We start from the raw sequence: 18,470 nt of genomic DNA, 5'->3' as shown, positions 1-18,470 counted from the left end.
CCTCACTCCTCTTCCCTGTATCTCGATTAAAACACAAATGACCCACAAGAGGGTCACTTTTTTAAAGTGTCCTTCTTATGGGTCACAGTTCACCCTTATAGACTGGTTCCTTTCTTTATTAAACTCTATCTAGAGACCTCAACGATACACACAATCATAAGACTCACCTCGAGTAATCGAGGTAGGACGTAATTCAAAAGAACTCCCAACAGGAAACCGCCAAATGCGATACATGTAAGCCAGTTATTTATCATAGACATCCCCCCCTGAATACTTGCCAAGTTACAATGTCCCCGTGGTCACATTGGCATTCAAAAGGTTACCCTTCATCTGAGGCAGAACATTTTTATACTAGCATATCTTCAAATAATTGTTCAAGTGCATTCTTATACTATAAACAGTAAAAAACTCCTTATTGCTCTGCCTTCTATTCAATATTGATCGTAATCCTCGAGCTAGTTGAGATTGTGTGTAATCTTGTAGCAATAAATTAATAATCCACATATTCACTTTTTTTCTATTCACATGCAATGTATGGTATTTGTATATCCCAGGATCATTTGAAAGATCATATAAGATTTTAGTCAGTTCATCACTCAACTCAAGCATTGGATACTTTGAATAGCTTTTCATTGTCTCATCATTGTATGTAAAGTTTTTTGATTCATTGAAATTAGTATTAATGAACCGAACATTATCAAAAATTGTGTTGGTGAAATCAACATCCTTCATTTTGCATCCAAAGAAGATTACATCTTTTAATGTTGCATCTTTAAAGCTTGTCTTTTTAAGATTGGCATAAATAAAATCCACACCTATTAAAGTAGCACTTCGAAAATTACACTTTGTAATGCTAGAAGCCCTAAAGTTGACATTTGCAATAACAGCATTCTTGTAAATTAGATTGTAGATATTTGATTGGTAAGCATATTTATTTTTAAATCCTTTGTATTTCACTGGCGAGTTAGCCAATACAAATCTAACTGTTCTTCCCATGCCTTTTCTTCTGTCTCTTTTTTGCGCTTGTTTCCGTTTTCTTTTAAGTTTTCCTCTCCCCATCAGACAACACCTCTTTGTTTCCAAAAACCTGCAAAAAAAATGTATACGAATATGAGTATGTTATTCTTTTTAATGGCGCCTAGTTTACTTATCAACAATAGCTATTACCAGCGATACAAGCGTTCCCAATATGCCAACAATGCCTAAAAATTGAACTATTGGAGATTGATATAATTCATTAATCTTATACTTGAGTTGATTGTTCTCTGTTCTTAATTTTTTACGCGATACTTTGTTAAGCACACTCGAAAAAAAATACACCTTACAAATAGTTGAATTGTGTAACTTCACGAATTCTTTTGCTTTGTAGGCTCTAACTTCTTCTTCACCAGTAAGAAAATTCCTATCTCTACCACCATTCAATTCCATCAAATTTAGCATTTTAGGATCTTTAGCGTAATCTTTCCCGTATATTTTCCTTGTTATTTTAGATAGATTATGTCTGTTTTTTTCATTTATGTGATAAGCATCTATTTTTGAAAGAACCTTATAACGATGTTCTAATGTTTCAAATCCAAAATTAATATTAGTCATATTCCAATGAATCCATTGCGCCGCATTTCCGCGGTCAGCCGCAAATGAGAAAAATTTACTAAGCATCTTCTCTTCAATTACATCATATTGTTCAAATATATTATCCCGTGCAATTCCAAGTTCTTCAGCAACAAGGTGCATAGAGAAGCTATATAGTTGTTTACTCTGTTGGTGTAACACTGCAATAGAAGTAATACGTGGCGAATATCCTTCATTATCATCACTCAAATTTTGACACGAGTAATGAATAAAGTAGATGTTTTCTTTATCTAACCATAACTTTTTCAACTTCTGTCTCTGTTCGTTCAAAACATCACCTCGTACTAAGCATCCTTATAACTGCATCTTCTTCTCTTATGTTAATTCTCATAGACAAATTCATTTATTGCAACCATTAAAACAGAAAAGGAGCTTCGATTCATATCTTTAATCAGGTGCTATTCCAACTACTTATAATTGAATATAGCATGCCGCTAGCCCTATGTATAGATAATTGACGACTAAGCCACAATTACTAAGCGCTTAACTAAAATGATCTTATCTATACATCATTTGTCGGAACTCCGAAAAACCATATTGATATATCATAAGCATTACGGCTACGTTTTTTGTAACTCATTCGTTGATTTTGTGTTGATTGGCTTATTGAATGGAACCAAGTTGTTAACTTAATACTTGCATCGTTTGGAGTGGAGCAAGCATCAATAACATATTTAATGTTACATGGGCCGGTACAGCCACTCCCACAAGGAGAGGGCTGATCGCCCTTCTTTGTGTGCGTACAGCGGCGAGGATCAACATGCTCGGTGGGCTGCACGATACATGAAGGAGCATACCAACAAGCGCTCGGCGCGTGGTTTCCTGAACATGTTTACAGAGAGCAAGCGTTGACTCCGTATTGACTTCGAGCATAAAAAATACATCGCCCAAGGCACTCGGCCCACATGGCGATGTATTCAAGATCCGCATACTATAAATGCCTCTCAGCTCTTATTCTTCACCCGTCTCAACCGGATTGCTAGGGTCGCTACTCCAATCACTCCAACTCCCCGCATACAGCTTCACATTGCGGAAGCCTGCATCCTGGAGCGCAAAGACATTTGGCGTAGCCGTCACGCCCGAGCCGCAGTAGACTATAATTTCGTCATCGCGTGACAAACCTGCGAAGCGCTCCGCTTGCTCCTCCGGCGACTTCCATGAGCCGTCAGCATGCTTGCCTTCGTTCCAGAAGCGGTTGATCGCGCTTGGAATATGACCTGCAGCAGGGTCGAGCGGCTCCACCTCGCCGCGATAGCGCGGAGCCTCTCTAGAATCGATGAGGACAACGCCAGGTTTACCAATTTTCGCCTTCACCTCGTCTTGGCTGACCAGCATTTTCACACGAACGGTTGGCTCAAACCTGACGCCCTTCACAAAAGCGGGCACTTCCGTACTGACCGGATAACCAGCGGCCTGCCAACCTGCAAAACCGCCTTCCATTATATAAACCTGTCCGTCATGGCCCAGCCATTGAAGCAGCCAGCGCAGACGGGATGCCATGGCACCGCCCTGATCGTCATAGGCAATAACCGTTGTGCCTCGGCCGATGCCGATACGTCCAAGCAGGCCTGCCAGCACCTCCGGTTCCGGCAGCGGATGGCGGCCGCCTTGTCCATCCGGCCGCTTCGGCGAGGAAAGGTCATGGCTTAAATCCATATAATAGGCGCCGGGAACATGAGCCTCAGCATATGCCCTTTTGCCCGCTTCCGAATCATTTAACGCATAACGGGTATCGACGATGACTACACCGTCCTTGCCCAATTGTTCACGTACCCAGTCTGCTTTTTTATAATAAGTCATTTCATTCAGCTCCTCTGCTATTTATATTACACCCAAGCATCATTCGGATAACCACGCTGCTCCCAATACCCGACATGGTCGCCCTCGATAAGCTCTATCCGATTTAACCATTTCACTGATTTGTACGCGTACATCTTCGGCACAATAAGCCGGACCGGTCCGCCGAGATCGCTCGGGATCGGTTTGCCGTCATGCATAACCGCCACCAGAACCTCATCCATGTCGAGCTGCTCAAGCGACAACGCGCTCGTATATACACGATCGCCGGAATACAGCTTCACTGTTTTCGCGTTAGACTTCACGCCTGCCATCGCAAGAAGCTCCTTGATCGGTATGCCTTCCCACGTATTTTTGTAGACGGACCAGCCCGTCACGCAGTGAAAATCATTGACCTGCACCGAGCGCTTAAGCGCCACGAACTCTTCCCAGTTCCACTTGAAGCTTCTATCTACCAGCCCATCGATCGTAAAGGACCAATTCTCATTCGAAAAGCTAGGGATCGGCGTTACCGTATACACGCGAAATTGTCCCTGCGCGCCTCCGCCAATCGGCGGGGCTGACGCGGGCAGCGGCACTGGATCAGGCACGAGTGTATTCGTATTGTTCTCGATCAGCTTGTCAATCGTTTGGCTGCCTCCGACGCTGCCAAGCGAAGTGCCAAGCCACTTCAAGAAAGGCGGCCCAAGCGTAGCAGCGAGCCCCAGTCCTATCGCTCCGCGAATAAACGCCCTGCGCGTATAGACGGGCTGCGGCATGCCTGCCGGATGGACGGCGTCCTCCTCCCGCTCGCTTTGGATAGTGCGGCGGCTTGGCTCCTTGAGCCATTTTGCCCGCGTAATCGAATGATAAATAATATAAGGAAGACCAATCCACGTAAGCAAATCATGGATCACCAGCGCCACGTTCGACACGCTTGGGCCGACTGCCTGGAACTGCCATAGCAGCACACCAGAGCCGAACCAGCCCAGCAGCAAACCAAGCACAACAAGCACGTTAAAGCGCTGCCAAGGCTTTTGCTTCAACTGCTTCCAATGCTTGCCCGCAAGCAGCAGGTAGTAAATAACCGGAAGGATAGAGGCCATTCCCACGACAATGTGCAGCCACTTGATCCACACGCGCCCCTCGCCGAGAAAGCCCCGCCAGAAGCCTCCCACCAGAATGAGTCCCGTCAATGCCAAAATAACGACAATCCAACCGTTCCAAGCATGAAGCGATACGAGTTTTTTGCCATAGCCCTTGCGCATACGGTCGATCAATCCGCTCATCTGCAACGTTCCCCCTTTTTACGATATGGCCGCTCTTACTCACCAATTGCTTCACAATATAAGGACGCACACTTTTGTTCATAAACTACCTTTATTATACCGCTGATGAGCTGCAGATACGACTGCATTCCCCGTGCAGCTGCTTCATTGTACATTATGCAGCAGAATCTCACTTCTTTCTGCTTGTCTTGCCTATTCCCTATGATTCTATTGCAAATGTGCTTCCCCATTCACCCCAATACAGCCTCCCATCGCAGTATGCGATTCGCCAGCCAATACGTTCACCGCTCACAGCTTAAAAAAAGCCGAGCCCCACCAGGTAACATTACCTGAACAGGCTCGGCTTCTTATATGATCGTCCATTAAGATTAGTCCCACCTCGTCAACACGATCGGACCATCCTTCGTGACGGCGACCGTGTGCTCGAATTGCGCAGCCCATCCGCCATCCCTAGTTCTGGCGGTCCAGCCATCATGGGCAATATAGATGTCGGGACGCCCGGCCGTAATGATCGGTTCGATCGTAATGACCATCCCTTCCTCCAGCTCGATGCCCTGCCCTGGCATTCCGTTATAAATAACCTCCGGATATTCATGCATGCTTCTGCCGATGCCGTGCCCGGCAAAGGCGGTTACCACCTCGAAGCCCGCAAGCTCCGCTCTGGATTGAACCGCATAGCTAATATCGCCGATCCGATTGCCGGGCACCGCCATCTTAATCCCGTCAAGCAGCGCTTGCTCCGCCGCGATGAGCAGCTTCTCCGTAGCGGAGGTCGTTCTGCCTATCGCATAGGTCCATGCGGAATCGGCCTTCCAGCCGTCTAAATCAGCCACCATGTCAATCGTCACAATATCTCCGGTCTCGAGAGGTTCAGAATCGGGAAAGCCATGGCAGACAACCTCGTTCACGGAGGCACAGGTGGCGAACGGATATCCCTTATAGCCCTTCTGCGCCGGCGTTGCTCCCCGATCGAGCATGAACCGCTCGACGAAACGATCGATCTCCTGCGTAGTAACACCCGGCGCAATCCTCTTCGAGAGCGCCTTGTGACAGGCAGCGACGATGCGTCCGGCCTTCCGAATACCGCGAATATGTTCCTTCGTTTTCAGATCCACTGCCATGTGTGTACCTCCTCAAAGTTTTGCGTGAGCAAAATCCAGCTTCGTAAGCATTCACTTAGTTACGCGCAAGCAAAATTCAGCTTCGCAAACACGCACGCAGACTGCTCTACTTATAGCCTATTCCTGAAAGAGGCGGCAAATGCCCAAACTATAGGGAAGACTAGGTTGAAAATATGAAAAAAACTATCCCTCAGCAGCATGACAGCTGGCTTGAGGGATAGCCGTTAACTTTTCATTTATTCGAAATCATCATCATCATCTTAAAAATCAAGATGATAATCTACAACCACTCCGTTCACGAGCAGCTTCGATCCATCCTTGCTCTTGCGCCCATTGGCCGGAACGATGACAACAAGCAATGCCGTGTCCGCGGGGATCGTTATGACAGCTTCTCCGCTGACGTCCGTTTGCAGGAATGCATGCGAAACGGCATCATAAATATCCGAAGCATTCGCCCCTACCTTTAGTCTTACCCGCTTCTCTTCCACATGAGGGTTATAGTACAAATACGTGGGGTACGCATCGTTTCTGAAATAATCGGTCTTCAAGCAGTCCAGCTGCAATATAGCCGGGTCATCCGTGTACCCAATAATGCCCCCGAAAATGCCGACATGCGAGGAGCCGTACAAGCCCAGATCAATCGATCCCCAGCTGTAGCGGATCGCATCGCCCGTCGCATAAGGGGATTGGTGGTCCCATTTCTTGCGCAAGCCTTCATAGGCGATGACATGCTTCGGATCACTCTTGAAGAAATAGCACGATTGCTGAATGCCCGGCAAAGCATCGGGATAAAACAGCCGCGCATTATTAGACGCGTTCAGCATCCATTTGCCGATATCGCGGGCAAACCGCGAATCATAGCGGACGAGCGGGATAAAGGAAGCCGCCAACGAGAAGGTATTCGCAGCAAAAGCATAGCCGCTGGACTCTTCGTCTAAATCATCCGAAGCATTGTCCTGCATCTGGTCCCAGCGCTGCCCCCAATCGGTCAGGCTGCCGCAAAGACCGTGCGCGTCATAGTCGCCCCACCTTTCCGCAATAACCCCCCAGCCAGGACGGCATGCACTGTCGCCGTCAAAGCACCAGTCCAGCATTTTCGCTACATCGTATTCCCGGCCGAGCTCCGCATTCATCCGGGCTGCCGTATAAGCGCCGTATGGCAGAAGCAGCTCATAGAACGGATTATCCGTTGAACGCTGCAAGTAATCCATGCACCAATCCGCGCCTTCCAAATAACGCGGATCGCCCCATTTCACATAGGCCATATATTGCAGCCAGGCAACTCCCGCTGCCGCTTCCGGCTCCTTCCACCGTCCGTTGTCGACAGGCTTCCGAAGCTTGAAATCATAGGCAAGGTGATTAAAATCGGCCGCGCCGTCCTTGCCGCCCAATTCATAAGCAGCTTCATGCCATTTGTCAGCCGTTTGCCGCATAATTGACGTAAGCCGTCCGACACCGGGGTAAAAATGCGAAAGCGAATAATGCAGAATATGCGGATAAACCTCATACCAGAAGGTGTTCCCCGATTCGGCATCCGTCCGGTTTAACACCAATAACTCGCCATTATCGGTATTGTAGTAGCTCTCGCACATCTCCACCCAGTTATAGCCGTTTTGATCGCTTTTATCGATACCGGCTATCGTAGCTCCGAGCACGGCAGTGGCGCAATTGATCGCTTCGTGATTGGAGGCCTCTCGGGACGCGCCGATGTAGGAGGGCAGGCCGAACGTAGTCTTGCCCGTGTTTCTTCCCGTCTCATCCCACCAGATAAGCGGCAAAAAATCCCCCTTCGCTTCAAAATCAAACACAAGCTGGTCATAATCGATCGCGGTTTGTTTCCAATCTCTCATTTGAAAAGGGGTAGGCAGGTTTGGCATTTGTTCCACTTTGCGAATCATTAAACGACTTCCTCCTGTCACGAATAAGGTTTAAGAAACGATCTTGCTAGGATGAAAATGTAATCCAGATCGCGGTTTTGTCATCGGATTTTTTGACACGCGGATACTGTATGCATTGCGGATCTCCTTCTTCCAGCTCCGTAAGCTCCCTTATATATCCTTCAAGCCCTTTATCCAATACGCCCCGGGCAACCTCCTCCGCATTAGCCTGCGGGAGGCTGGCAGCAGTCGGCGAGTATAACCCATCGGACATGAGCAGCAGAGCTTTCAATTGTATCCTGTTCATTCTTCCGTATTCTATGTAGCGGGACAATTCAGGATCGCCATTAAGGACCGCGTAGCCTTGCGCTGTATTGGCGCTATACCGGCCGCTAATAATTTGAGGCTTCACGTAAGCCCATAGCTCCTCGCTCGTTCGGAGACCGGACTCTATACCTTCCGCCCAGAGCGCTTTCGTCCGGTTATCGATATGCGCAAGCTGATCATGAGTAACGGTACGAATCGAGCCATCCTCATACACGGCGGCCAGCATGCAGTCTCCTGCCTGCGCATATTCAATAAAGTCCTCTCCGATTCGGATCAGAACGGCGCAAGCTCCCCATACCTCTTCTTTCCGATCCACCTGTATGCCGTACTTCGCCATTTCTTCCCGCAGCTTCCGATTGGCTTGCAGCAGCGCTTCCGCCGGAGTCCAATGCTCCCCTCCGGAAGATGAAATACCGTACAAAGAGTCCGCAATGATTCGTGCAGCATAATGACCGCCGGTTGCGCCGCCTTCCCCCGTGAAAGGGACCAGCGACGTGGCCCCATCGATGACTCCATACAGCGCATGAGAAGGCTGCTCGACTAGCGCATCCTCATTCCAAAGACTGCTTCCTTTCATCGTCAGCTTTGTTATTTTCATGATCTTTTTCTCCTCCATAGTAAGACAGAGAGCAGCAGCCCAGCCAAGGCGAGAGCCGCTCCAACATATAACCGCGTATTAAGGCTGTCATCCTCATATGCAAGCTCAAAGGACCGGACGCCGAAGTTGGCTTTCTCGTCTCCCTCAGCAAGGAACCATACTTGCATTTCGACAGGATCGTCCAGTTCCAGCTGCGAATTGGCTTCCTTCAGCGCATCTCTCAGGTTGTAGGATACTTGACCTGTCTGATCAGTTGGAGCCTGAAGCAGCAGCCCTTCCTTTTGTCCCCGAATATACAGCATAAGAGACCACTGATTCGTAACGCTGGCGATATCAACGGACAGCCCGGGATTTTGCGCAAAATCTACCAGCATGAACGGCGAGCCCACTCCTCCCCGATTCAAGATCGCATCCTCTCCGATAATAGCCGTATCCTGATCGACGATCACGCTTCCCTGCAAGGAAGGAACAGACTGCCACTCCAGCATCGAGACAGCGCTCTGGGCACCTGACCAATCTTCTTCCTGCATAGGCTCATCATCCTGATAAAATAAATCCACACGTTCGAAGACGGCTTTCGCGCCTTCCCGCCCCGCAACGATAAGCCAGAGCTCCACATCCTGAACGCCCAAATAAGACATATCCGGGTGAAGCCGGCGCATTTCCTTCATCACATCAAGAATAAAATGCCCCGTCTCCGTACCGTCCGGTTTAATATAAAACCCCCAAGGCTCGCCCTTCACATGAATTTGCAGCGCCCATTGCGGACTGGCCGACTCCACATCGACAATCGCAAATGGCCGCCTGCTGAAATCAAGCTGAAACGATGGGCTCGTAGTCCCGCCGTATCCTCCGGCCCCATTAGCTTCCTCAACGATGAGCTTCCCTTCATCCAGGACAGCTTTGCCTGGCATAACCTCAATAGGCTCCCAGCTTGCCAGGGCATCCGGTCCGGCTGTCAGAATGGATTCGCCTCCGTCATTTCGGACGAACAGCTCGACCTCCGCCGCATCCTTCTCCCCGCTGGACGATTCCACTTCCGCCCGCAGGCGGTGGAAGCCGTTATTGAATTTCCTCGTATCGAACAATAAACCATCGGAAAGCCCGGTTCCGCTGTAAATCTCCTGGCCGGCAAACGTAACCGTCATATTTTTGATCTTCTCCCCTGCGGGTACGGCTGCTTCTAGCTCAACCTTCAGATCTTCGGCAACCAGCTCTCTCTTCTGCAGAGAGAGGATATTAACCGCAGGCTTAGCCTTCGGCGCGACAAATACGTCGTCAATTAACGTTTGGTTTTGTTCCGACGAAACCTCTCCACCCGCGGGAACGACAACAATGACAGCCGCCTGATCGCCGGACAAACGCACGCTTGTCTGCTCCTTTACATCGCGCGCGATGAAATCACCGCTGACCGAATCGTACAAATCAACCGCGGCATCGCCAAGCCCCGTCACCTCAACCTCGCGCTCCGAATCATAAGGGTTGTAATAGAGGAAGGTCGGATAAGCCTTTTGATGAAAATAATCCGTTTTCAGCGTATCGATCTTCAATATGCCTTCCACGTTAGTTTCTTCGATCAAACCGCCAAGATACCCTGCAAATGAGCCGCTGTATAAGGAAAAATCGGTATTGCCCCACGCATATACCGTCGGATCGCCGCTCGCATATGGCGTTTTTCCATTCCATAGCTTGCGGAGACCCTCATAGGGGATCACATGCTCTGGATCTCCCTTCCAATCCGCACCGGATTGATAGTCGGCCGGCAGCGCGTCCGCGTAAAACAAACGCGATTGATTCGCCGCATTCAGCATCCACTTGCCGATATCCCGGGCATAACGCGGATCGTAACGCACGACCGGGGCGAGCGCGCCGAATGCTGCGAACGTATTCATCGCGAAGGCATAACCTTCATTATCGTTCAAGCTCCCGAGCAAGCCGTGGGCGTCATAATCTCCCCACTTCTCCGTAATCGTTCCCCAGCCATTCCGAGCCTTGCTTCCGCCGTCGAACACCCAGTTCATCATCTTGCTCACATCATACTGCTTGCCCTGCTCCGCATTCATCCTTGCCGCCATGTATGGGGCAGAATAAAGCAGCACCTCATAGAGCGGATTATCCTGCTGACGCTCCAGAAAATCCATGCTCAGCTCGGCTGCCTCCAAATATTTGGGATCGCCGAATTTCGAGTAGGCCATATACTGCAGCATGGCGACGCCTGCAGCCGCATCCGGCTCCGTCCAACGCTCGTTGCGGAAGGGCTGCTTTTTGTGGAAATCGAAGGCCGTATAATTAAAATCCGCCCGCCCATATTTTCCGCCCAGCTCCTGCACCGCTTCCGCCCACTTATCGGCAGTGCCGCGCATAATGTCCTCCATATTCTCGACATCAGGATAATAGTCGGTAAGCGCATAGAACAAAACATGCGGCAGCAGCTCATACCAAAATGTTTGTCCGCTCACCGTTTTCGGGTTATTCATAATCATGTTTTCGCCATTGTCTGTATTATAGAAGGTTTGCAGCATTTTTACATAATTGATTCCATTCTGATCGCTTTTATCGATGCCGACCAGCGTGGCGCTGAGCACAGCTGCCATCATATTGATCGCTTCCTGCGAGCCGTCCGTTCCTTGCGAGAACTTCCCGACGTACGACATAAGCCCGAACGTGTCCTCATCCATATTATGATGCGTCCGGTCCCACCAGCCTACCGGCAGAAATTGTCCCTGCTTGGTGAAATCGAATACGAACTCGTCATATTTAACGGTCGTTTCCCTCCAATCCTTCATTTCGAAGGGCTGTGGAAGACCGGGCATTTGCTGAATTTTACTTATGCGCTTCTGAACAGCTTTCCCGGAAGAGGCTTGCCCTACTTCGGCTGATACGAGTCCCTTCTGAGGCAATGTCGCGTCTATCCCAGATAAACCTATTAAGATGACTAATACAACAATCAAGCCTTTTTTCAACATAGGATTGCGCTTCTCCTCTCGTCATGCCAGCAAATGAAAAACACCCGCCGTTACCGGGGCAAAGCCTCCGTTGGCGGCAGGTGTTTAAGTGAATTCGTTAAGCAGGCTAATAAAAGTTTTTTATGCGATTACTCAATAATGTCTTTCATTTTTTCAATCGTTCCTTGTACGGCTGCATTCACATCATCGCCTTTTTCAATAGGCTGCGTCAGCTTTTCCCAAATCGCGCCATCAATTTCGCCTTGCTTCGGCTGGTTGTTGAAGCCTCTGGCTACTTCGGAAGCTGCGAGGATTGAATCCACTGCATACTCTTTCTCTGGACGGCTTGTTTTAATCAGATCAAAGCCGCTTTTTGTCGGTGCAACAACTTTCCATTGGTGAATCGCGTTTGTCATATCTACAAGCGCCTTTGCTGCAACTGCAGGATTTTTAGTAGCGCTGGACATTGCTGTTACGCCGATCCAGCTGAACGTCACTTGCTCTGTACCTTTCGGAGGCACAACCATACCGATCTTGAAGTTCGTTGTTTTCTCGAAATCATCGCCAGCGCCGCCTACGAACATCGCGACCTTGCCTGTTTTGAACATATCGCCGTTACCCATGGAATCCGCTTGCGCTCTTGCAGGAGCGATTCCGGATTGTACGATTGTTTGATACATTTGCAGACCTTTGATCGATTCAGGAGAATCCAGTGTAATATTGCCTTCTTTGTCAAACACATCGCCGCCGTAAGACCAAGTGTACATAGCCGTAGGGATGTTGTTCAGCAAAGCTCCCCATTCGCCGTCTTTGGTCAATTGCTTGCCGGCTGCGATAAAGTCATCCCATGTCCAGTCGTTTGTCGGAAGCTCAACTCCCGCTTTTTCAAACATATCCTGGTTGTAGTAAAGCACATACGGCTGGGAAATCCATGGCAATGCATACAATTCATTGTTATAAGTACCTACATCAAGCGCACCTTGGAAATAGTCGTCCGCATTATAATTTTCGAGAGTAGACACATGCTCATTAAGTGGAGCGATCGCGCCCAGGCTTGCATATTGGGCGATATATTCTTGAGACAGCCACATGAAGTCAGGAGCTTGCTTACCTGCAATCATCGTTTGCAGCTTCTGGTAGTAATCGGCCGGAATGCTTTGCACTTCAAGCTCATAATCTGCAGCGCTGGTATTCAATTTCGCTACCAGCTCTTCAAACTCTCTCAATTCCTCCGCGCCTGCCCATGTTGCAACTTTCAATTTCACTTTTTCTGCCGGCTGAGCGGAGTTGTCCGCGTTGTTTGCCGGCGCATTGCTGCTTGCTGGCGCATTTCCGTTATTGGAGCCGCCGCATGCCGCTAATACGACTGAGAATGCCAAAATCATAGCGAGAAGCAATCCAAATCTTGCAGTTGCATTTTTTTTCATGTTAAGAGTCCCCTTAATTTATATTTGAATTTGATATCGGCAAACGGCCGATCTCAAGCTTCATACAAAATGAATATCAACCTTTGATTCCGCTTAGCTTAATGCCTTCCACAAAATGCTTTTGCGCCATAAAGAAGACAATCAGAACCGGCAGCAGTGCCAGAATCGATCCCGCCATGAGCGGTCCCCACTCGACCTTCATCACGCCCTTGAACATCGATAACCCCAAGGTGAGCGTAAATTTATCAACATCGTTCAAATAAATGAGCGGGCCGAGCAAGTCGTTCCAGCTTCCCTGGAAAGAGAAAATCCCGATTGTAACAAGTGCGGGCACAGATAAGGGAAGAAAAATCTTGTAAAAAATTTTAAAAGTGCTCGCCCCGTCGATGAAGGCCGATTCTTCCAAATCCTTCGGCACCGAAAGGAAAAATTGCCGGAGCAAAAAGATAAATACGGGCGCCCCTCCGAAAAATCCGGGAACGACAAGCGGAAGGATCGAGTTGCTCCAGCCGATTTCACTAAAGCCGATAAACACAGGAATCATCGTGACTTCCCCGGGCAGCATAATGGTAGCAAGAACTAATAGAAACCATATGTTTTTTCCCGGAAAATTGAATCTCGCGAAACCGTATGCGACAAAGGCGGAAACAAATACATTAGACAACAGCTGGAAAAAAGTAATGACCGCTGTATTCTTAAATAGAACGAAGAAATTAATCTCCGTGATTGCCCTCGCGTAGTTTTCCCAATGCATTCCATCCGGTAAAAATCGGGGAGGAATGGAGAAGATGACATCTCCTGATTTAAGAGAAGTGGAAATCATCCAGATCAATGGAAACAAGGTGCTTATGGAGAAGATCCCCAATAAGACATACAGAATGATGTTTCGCCAAATCCTTTTTTGTTTTTTTCCCATCCCGTAAGAGACCAATCATCTCACCTGCCTTTCCGCTTTTTCTTTGTAGTGACCTCGGATTCGTAATAAACCCAAGCGGAGGATGACTTAAAGGCCAGCAGAGTGAGAAGCATGATGATCACGAATAATATCCATGCCATCGCGGTAGCATAACCCATCTTGAAAAAACTGAAGGCGTTCTCGTACAAATAAATCATATAGAACCGACCCTCGTTCTCAGCCCCTCCGATAATATAAGCGTCTCCAAATTTGCGCATCGCGCCGACTATACCCATGATGAGATTGTAGAAAATAACCGGAGTCAGCATCGTCAGCGTAATATGTTTGAATTTCTGAAAGGCGTTCGCTCCATCTATATCCGCAGCCTCGTACAAATGTCCCGGAATGTCCTGCAGGCCGGCAAGATAAGTCAGCATACCGCCGCCCGCTCCCCACACCGCCATCATTAAATAGGAAGGCATGACGAGAGATCCCTCGGTGAGCCATCCAAGCGGCGCAATGCCAACCTTGGAGAGCAGCAGGTTAATCAAGCCGAAATCCGTGTCCAAAATCCATTTCCAGAGCAGCGAAATCGATACGCCCGACACAATAGCCGGCATATAAAGCGCAGTCCGGAAGAAGTACACGCCCCGCACCTTCGTGTTCACCAGAATCGCGATCAGCATCGAGGTTGCGATTCCGAGCGGCACCGAAATAATGGCAAACTTAATGGTAACCCATAGCGCCTTGCGAAAAGCGTCGTCCTTCATGAGATCGATATAGTTTTCAAAACCGATGTATTTCGGCTTATTGAACGTATCCCACTCTGTTAAACCGACATAAAAGGCAAAGATGAGCGGCGCAACCGTGAAAACAATAAAACCGATAATCCACGGAGAAATATAAATATAGCCTGTGTATTTTTTGAAGCCCACATTTTCTCCCCCTGCAAATGGATTTAACGCTATGTCCTGTCTACATGACAACAAAAAGTATAATGCATGTTGTAACGAGAAATGAAAACGTTTTATATTTATTATTTTAAATTACTTTGAGATTTTGTCAACATTATTTTATTAATAGTAATTACTTTTATTTATTTTGTAATGTTGATTTGTAATCCTTAATCATGTATTGCTTTCGGTATCTCCAATACACGCTTCATTATCGCAAAGCAAAAGAAAACAGCCGGTTAGACTGTCCTCCATCACTCATTCTCTTACACGTGCACGTAGGATGGCGCATAAACCATGCTGTCCAAAATTTCCGTCAGGCTCAGCTCCGCGCAAGCCATCGATGTATCTGCTACGCCGTAGTACATCTTCACCGTATCGCCTTCAACAATCGCCCCGCAGGAAAAGACAACATCTCCGAAAAAGCCTTTCTTCTCGTAAGGAGCGTCTGGCTCCAGTACCGGCTTCTCCGAGCGCGCAATGATCTTCGTCGGATCATTCAGATCAAGCAGTACAGCTCCCATGCAGTAGCGATGCTCCTGCGTTGCGCCGTGATACAGCTCAAGCCAGCCTCTCTCCGTTCGGATCGGAACTGCACCGCCGCCAATCCGGCCGCTGTCCCACATGCCTTCGCGCAAGCCGAACAAATGCTTATGATTGCCCCAATAGAGCAGATTGTCCGATTCGGCAATCCAAATTTCCGGCATGCCCACACTTTTCATCGTTGGGCGGTGAAGCGCATAATATTTGCCGCCAATTTTTTCCGGGAAAATGAGTACGTCCTTGTTATCCGGGCAAAAGATCATCCCATGATGGGTAACGTGGATGAAGTCTTTGGTCGAAACCATCGACTCTCCAATTCCGTCAGGAGAAACGACTGAGAAATAAATATAATAATCTTCACCCATTTGCGTGACGCGCGGATCCTCGATGCCAAAAACCTCTTGCTCGTTCGAAGGATAAATAAACGGCTTGCTGTCTACCTTAAAATGATGGCCATCCGTGCTCCGGGCTATGCGGATATAGGAAATCGACGTCAAATAAGCAAAGCCCGCGCTTTGAGTACGGTCCCTTACGACGCGGGGATCCGAAAAATCATAACGTTCATCGTTTCGGTCCAATTCCACCAGATCGACGACGCCCGTCTCCGGATTATAGATCGGCGCCAGCACCTTCGCCGGATCACTGCTCACCGGCTGCTCGGCAACCCGGAGGAGGAGCAGCGTTTCACCGTTATACTCGGCAACGCCTGCATTAAAAGCACCGATGACTTTGAATCCTTCGTGATAGGGCTCGACGTCGGCAGGTGTAATGAGCGGGTTTTCTTCATAGCGGTAGATGTTCATCATAAGCTCACCTCGAGACGTTCAAATTTTAAAAATGGATCTTGGATTGTCATTCTGTGAGCCTCTGCATCGCTGATGCCGGCGTACAAATCGGCGAAGCCGTCTTTTTTCCGCACAAGACCTCCGCTGAAAACAACGTCAACTAAGTCCGTCCGTTTTGACTCGCCGGGCAGAAACTTGTCGCGAATCGCAATAATCTCGATATCTGTATACTCGCCGGTAAACGGGTTCAATGCAAAAACCATCGGATAATAATGGCGGTCACCCGCCTCATCGAAGCTGGCGATGTGGCCGAGAACGCCGACTAAACCGTTCGACAATAAATGGATCTCGTTCGCGCCGCCCCACTCCGCATCAATGAACTGCTCATTCAGAAGAGGAGCTTCTTCCACCTTTTCGATCGTCAGCTCAGCCAGCGAAGCCAGCCTCATAAATCCGATCTTCCCGCGGCCGCCCTTCTCTCCCTGCGGCCTAGTAAGAATAACAATGCTGCCGTCATGCAGCTCGGCTATGCGAAGATCCTTCATGCCGTTCGGTCCGGTGAAGAACAACTCAAGCTCCCGAAGCCGCTTCCCCTTATACATAACCGTCCGCCAGGCAAGCGCACCGGCATTCGTTGGATGAGGATAAACCTGTACGCCGCCAAGAACGATTTCTCCGCCGACTCTCGTATAGAACGGATCCTGCAGCTCAAGCTCCTGCATGCCCTCTCTCGGAATCCACTCGCCGTTCCGCTCGACAAAAAACATAATATGTGAATGCTCGCTGTCTCTGGATTCCACGCGTCCTGCAATAACTTGCTCCCCATCATCCTCAAACGGAGCTGAAATATTATACACATCGCGATCCCCTACTCCTTTGAACAGAAGCTTAACAGGGTTAATAACAGGCTTGTTTTTCTCCAAATATTGCTCCAACAGCGTTGCGCACGTCTTTACTTCATTTTTGATCAGCTTTCCCATCACGCGTTCCCCCTTTATGGTTCCTAACGGTCTCTAAAACAGTGTTATAATTACAAAAACAGTATTTTCACTGTAATAGTAACGTTACTAAAAGATTATTTTACTTTATTCTTGAAATTTAGGTCCATTATTCAATACGGGGAGTGAAAAGTCAATAAAAATGAATAAATTCCGATTTTACGCGTAAAAACTGTTCCTTTTTCGAACCCGATAAGATATAATTTGTAACGTTACAGCTTTTTTTCAAAGAAGGCCCGCTATTGCAATGGGAAGGAGACGGTATAATTGAAACAGCAAAAAGTGACCATGCAAATGATTGCAGATACTTTACATATTTCCAAAAATTCCGTTTCTCAGGCCCTTACGGGAAAGGATGGAGTCAGCGACGATACGAGACAGCTCGTGATCGAAACAGCGCAGCGGCTTGGCTACAGGTATTCTGAAACCCGGAAAAAGAAACAATCCGAGCGAACCAGCAGCATCGCTTTGCTAGCCTCCGATTTCGCTTTCTCCCAAAGAACCTTTTTTGGAGAAATCTATTTATCGATCGAGCAAGAGTGCTCTAAGCGCGGCATGTCGCTGCAAATCCTGTCTATAAATCCGCAAGCAAGGGATGGGCTGATTTTACCGTCTTTTCTGCAAAATCAATCCGTCGACGGGGTATTGATCCTTTCGCATATTAGTACAGACTATATCAATACTGTGCTGGCCACGGGCATTCCTACCGTCCTTATCGATCACCACCATCCCCAAATTCATGCCGACAGCATCTTGACGAACAATCGATTTGGCGGATACGATGCGGTCAGCCATCTTATTGGGCTCGGCCATACACAAATCGGATTTTGGGGCGATGTCTCGTTCTCGCCAAGCTATTACGAGCGTCTGGAAGGCTACTATATGGCCATGAATGAAGCAGGCCTTGCTATTAACTCTGACTGGCTGGTGAAAGATACCGTCGAGGAGTCAACCTATGTCATGGACAGATTATCGAAAATGAGCTCTCTGCCAACAGCCTGGTTTTGCGTAAATGACGGTCTTGGTTTCCTGCTCATTTCCTCCTTGCAGCAGATAGGCTACAAGGTGCCTGATGATATTTCCGTATGCAGCTTCGACAACGGCCATCTCTCGCGAATCAGTACGCCGACGACAACGACGATGGACGTGGATTTGAGCAAATTCGGAAAAATCGCCATGCAGCAGCTCATTTGGAGAATGAACCATCCTGCTGAGCCCTACATCGAGATTCTTCTTCCTACAGCCTTGATCGTGCGGGAGTCGACTAAGAAACGGGATCAGGATCATGGTATTTCTTAAGTTTT

Annotated in this window: 14 protein-coding genes; 1 reads left to right on the top strand and 13 read right to left on the bottom strand. The window is 48.3% G+C overall.

All coding sequences use genetic code 11. From position 1 onward, the window contains the following. Window positions 1–351: 351 nt before the first annotated feature. The 13 genes from ACO9K6_RS16945 to ACO9K6_RS16885 all read right to left on the bottom strand — a co-directional run bounded on the left by ACO9K6_RS16945 (window position 352) and on the right by ACO9K6_RS16885 (window position 17,148). Window positions 352–1,059, bottom strand: coding sequence for a pentapeptide repeat-containing protein (locus ACO9K6_RS16945; protein WP_424768728.1), 708 nt, complete (start codon window positions 1,057–1,059; stop codon window positions 352–354). An 84-nt stretch (window positions 1,060–1,143) separates the two neighbouring features. Next, a complete protein-coding gene (locus ACO9K6_RS16940) occupies window positions 1,144–1,902 on the bottom strand; it encodes a hypothetical protein (RefSeq protein WP_424768727.1) in 759 nt (252 codons plus the stop codon). Between the two features lie 681 nt (window positions 1,903–2,583). Continuing rightward, the gene (locus ACO9K6_RS16935) at window positions 2,584–3,432 is read right to left on the bottom strand and encodes a sulfurtransferase (protein WP_424768726.1); all 849 of its coding nucleotides are present in this window, start codon (window positions 3,430–3,432) and stop codon (window positions 2,584–2,586) included. A 26-nt stretch (window positions 3,433–3,458) separates the two neighbouring features. Next, a complete protein-coding gene (locus ACO9K6_RS16930) occupies window positions 3,459–4,697 on the bottom strand; it encodes a molybdopterin-dependent oxidoreductase (protein WP_424768725.1) in 1,239 nt (412 codons plus the stop codon). Window positions 4,698–5,065: 368 nt separating this feature from the next. Continuing rightward, window positions 5,066–5,818: a type I methionyl aminopeptidase gene (gene map / locus ACO9K6_RS16925; protein WP_424768724.1), complete on the bottom strand. Its 753-nt coding sequence runs from the start codon at window positions 5,816–5,818 to the stop codon at window positions 5,066–5,068. Between the two features lie 260 nt (window positions 5,819–6,078). Next, window positions 6,079–7,716, bottom strand: coding sequence for a hypothetical protein (locus tag ACO9K6_RS16920; protein ID WP_424768723.1), 1,638 nt, complete (start codon window positions 7,714–7,716; stop codon window positions 6,079–6,081). Window positions 7,717–7,762: 46 nt separating this feature from the next. Further along, window positions 7,763–8,620, bottom strand: a complete 858-nt coding sequence (locus ACO9K6_RS16915) for a PP2C family serine/threonine-protein phosphatase (protein WP_424768722.1) — start codon at window positions 8,618–8,620, stop codon at window positions 7,763–7,765. Further along, a complete protein-coding gene (locus ACO9K6_RS16910; RefSeq protein WP_424768721.1) occupies window positions 8,617–11,586 on the bottom strand; it encodes a hypothetical protein in 2,970 nt (989 codons plus the stop codon). The genes ACO9K6_RS16915 and ACO9K6_RS16910 overlap by 4 nt, the downstream gene beginning before the upstream one ends. Before the next feature lie 128 nt (window positions 11,587–11,714). Beyond that, complete coding sequence (locus ACO9K6_RS16905) at window positions 11,715–12,992, bottom strand: ABC transporter substrate-binding protein (RefSeq protein WP_424768720.1); 1,278 nt, start codon at window positions 12,990–12,992, stop codon at window positions 11,715–11,717. Between the two features lie 76 nt (window positions 12,993–13,068). Then, on the bottom strand, window positions 13,069–13,908 hold the full coding sequence (locus ACO9K6_RS16900) for a carbohydrate ABC transporter permease (RefSeq protein WP_424768719.1): 840 nt from the start codon (window positions 13,906–13,908) through the stop codon (window positions 13,069–13,071). A gap of 20 nt (window positions 13,909–13,928) precedes the next feature. Next, a complete protein-coding gene (locus ACO9K6_RS16895) occupies window positions 13,929–14,822 on the bottom strand; it encodes a carbohydrate ABC transporter permease (protein WP_424768718.1) in 894 nt (297 codons plus the stop codon). Window positions 14,823–15,106: 284 nt separating this feature from the next. Then, entirely contained in the window at window positions 15,107–16,186 is a 1,080-nt protein-coding gene (locus ACO9K6_RS16890; protein ID WP_424768717.1) for a BtaManbiosPhlase, read from the bottom strand. Continuing rightward, window positions 16,186–17,148: an MTP-1 family protein gene (locus ACO9K6_RS16885; protein WP_424768716.1), complete on the bottom strand. Its 963-nt coding sequence runs from the start codon at window positions 17,146–17,148 to the stop codon at window positions 16,186–16,188. Before ACO9K6_RS16885 ends, ACO9K6_RS16890 begins: the two co-directional genes overlap by 1 nt. A gap of 306 nt (window positions 17,149–17,454) precedes the next feature. Between ACO9K6_RS16885 and ACO9K6_RS16880 the strand changes: the two genes are divergently transcribed. Continuing rightward, window positions 17,455–18,465 carry a LacI family DNA-binding transcriptional regulator gene (locus ACO9K6_RS16880; protein ID WP_424768733.1) on the top strand — a complete coding sequence of 337 codons (1,011 nt, stop codon included), beginning with the start codon at window positions 17,455–17,457 and terminating at the stop codon, window positions 18,463–18,465. The last annotated feature ends 5 nt before the right edge of the window (window positions 18,466–18,470 follow it).

It is taken from the genome of Paenibacillus praedii (assembly GCF_049725345.1).
In the GTDB taxonomy this organism is placed as follows: domain Bacteria; phylum Bacillota; class Bacilli; order Paenibacillales; family Paenibacillaceae; genus Pristimantibacillus.
The sequence above is the reverse complement of the archived record's forward strand: the minus strand, read 5'-3'. Positions and strand labels throughout refer to the sequence as shown.

Coding starts and splice junctions, on each gene's coding strand:
- ACO9K6_RS16890 (WP_424768717.1), bottom strand. CDS start 16,186: ATGAACATCTACCGCTATGAAGAAAACCCGCTCATTACACCTGCCGAC.
- ACO9K6_RS16905 (WP_424768720.1), bottom strand. CDS start 12,992: ATGAAAAAAAATGCAACTGCAAGATTTGGATTGCTTCTCGCTATGATT.
- ACO9K6_RS16885 (WP_424768716.1), bottom strand. CDS start 17,148: ATGGGAAAGCTGATCAAAAATGAAGTAAAGACGTGCGCAACGCTGTTG.
- ACO9K6_RS16920 (WP_424768723.1), bottom strand. CDS start 7,716: ATGATTCGCAAAGTGGAACAAATGCCAAACCTGCCTACCCCTTTTCAA.
- ACO9K6_RS16945 (WP_424768728.1), bottom strand. CDS start 1,059: ATGGGGAGAGGAAAACTTAAAAGAAAACGGAAACAAGCGCAAAAAAGA.
- ACO9K6_RS16935 (WP_424768726.1), bottom strand. CDS start 3,432: ATGACTTATTATAAAAAAGCAGACTGGGTACGTGAACAATTGGGCAAG.
- ACO9K6_RS16910 (WP_424768721.1), bottom strand. CDS start 11,586: ATGTTGAAAAAAGGCTTGATTGTTGTATTAGTCATCTTAATAGGTTTA.
- ACO9K6_RS16880 (WP_424768733.1), top strand. CDS start 17,455: ATGCAAATGATTGCAGATACTTTACATATTTCCAAAAATTCCGTTTCT.
- ACO9K6_RS16915 (WP_424768722.1), bottom strand. CDS start 8,620: ATGAAAATAACAAAGCTGACGATGAAAGGAAGCAGTCTTTGGAATGAG.
- ACO9K6_RS16900 (WP_424768719.1), bottom strand. CDS start 13,908: ATGGGAAAAAAACAAAAAAGGATTTGGCGAAACATCATTCTGTATGTC.
- map (WP_424768724.1), bottom strand. CDS start 5,818: ATGGCAGTGGATCTGAAAACGAAGGAACATATTCGCGGTATTCGGAAG.
- ACO9K6_RS16930 (WP_424768725.1), bottom strand. CDS start 4,697: ATGAGCGGATTGATCGACCGTATGCGCAAGGGCTATGGCAAAAAACTC.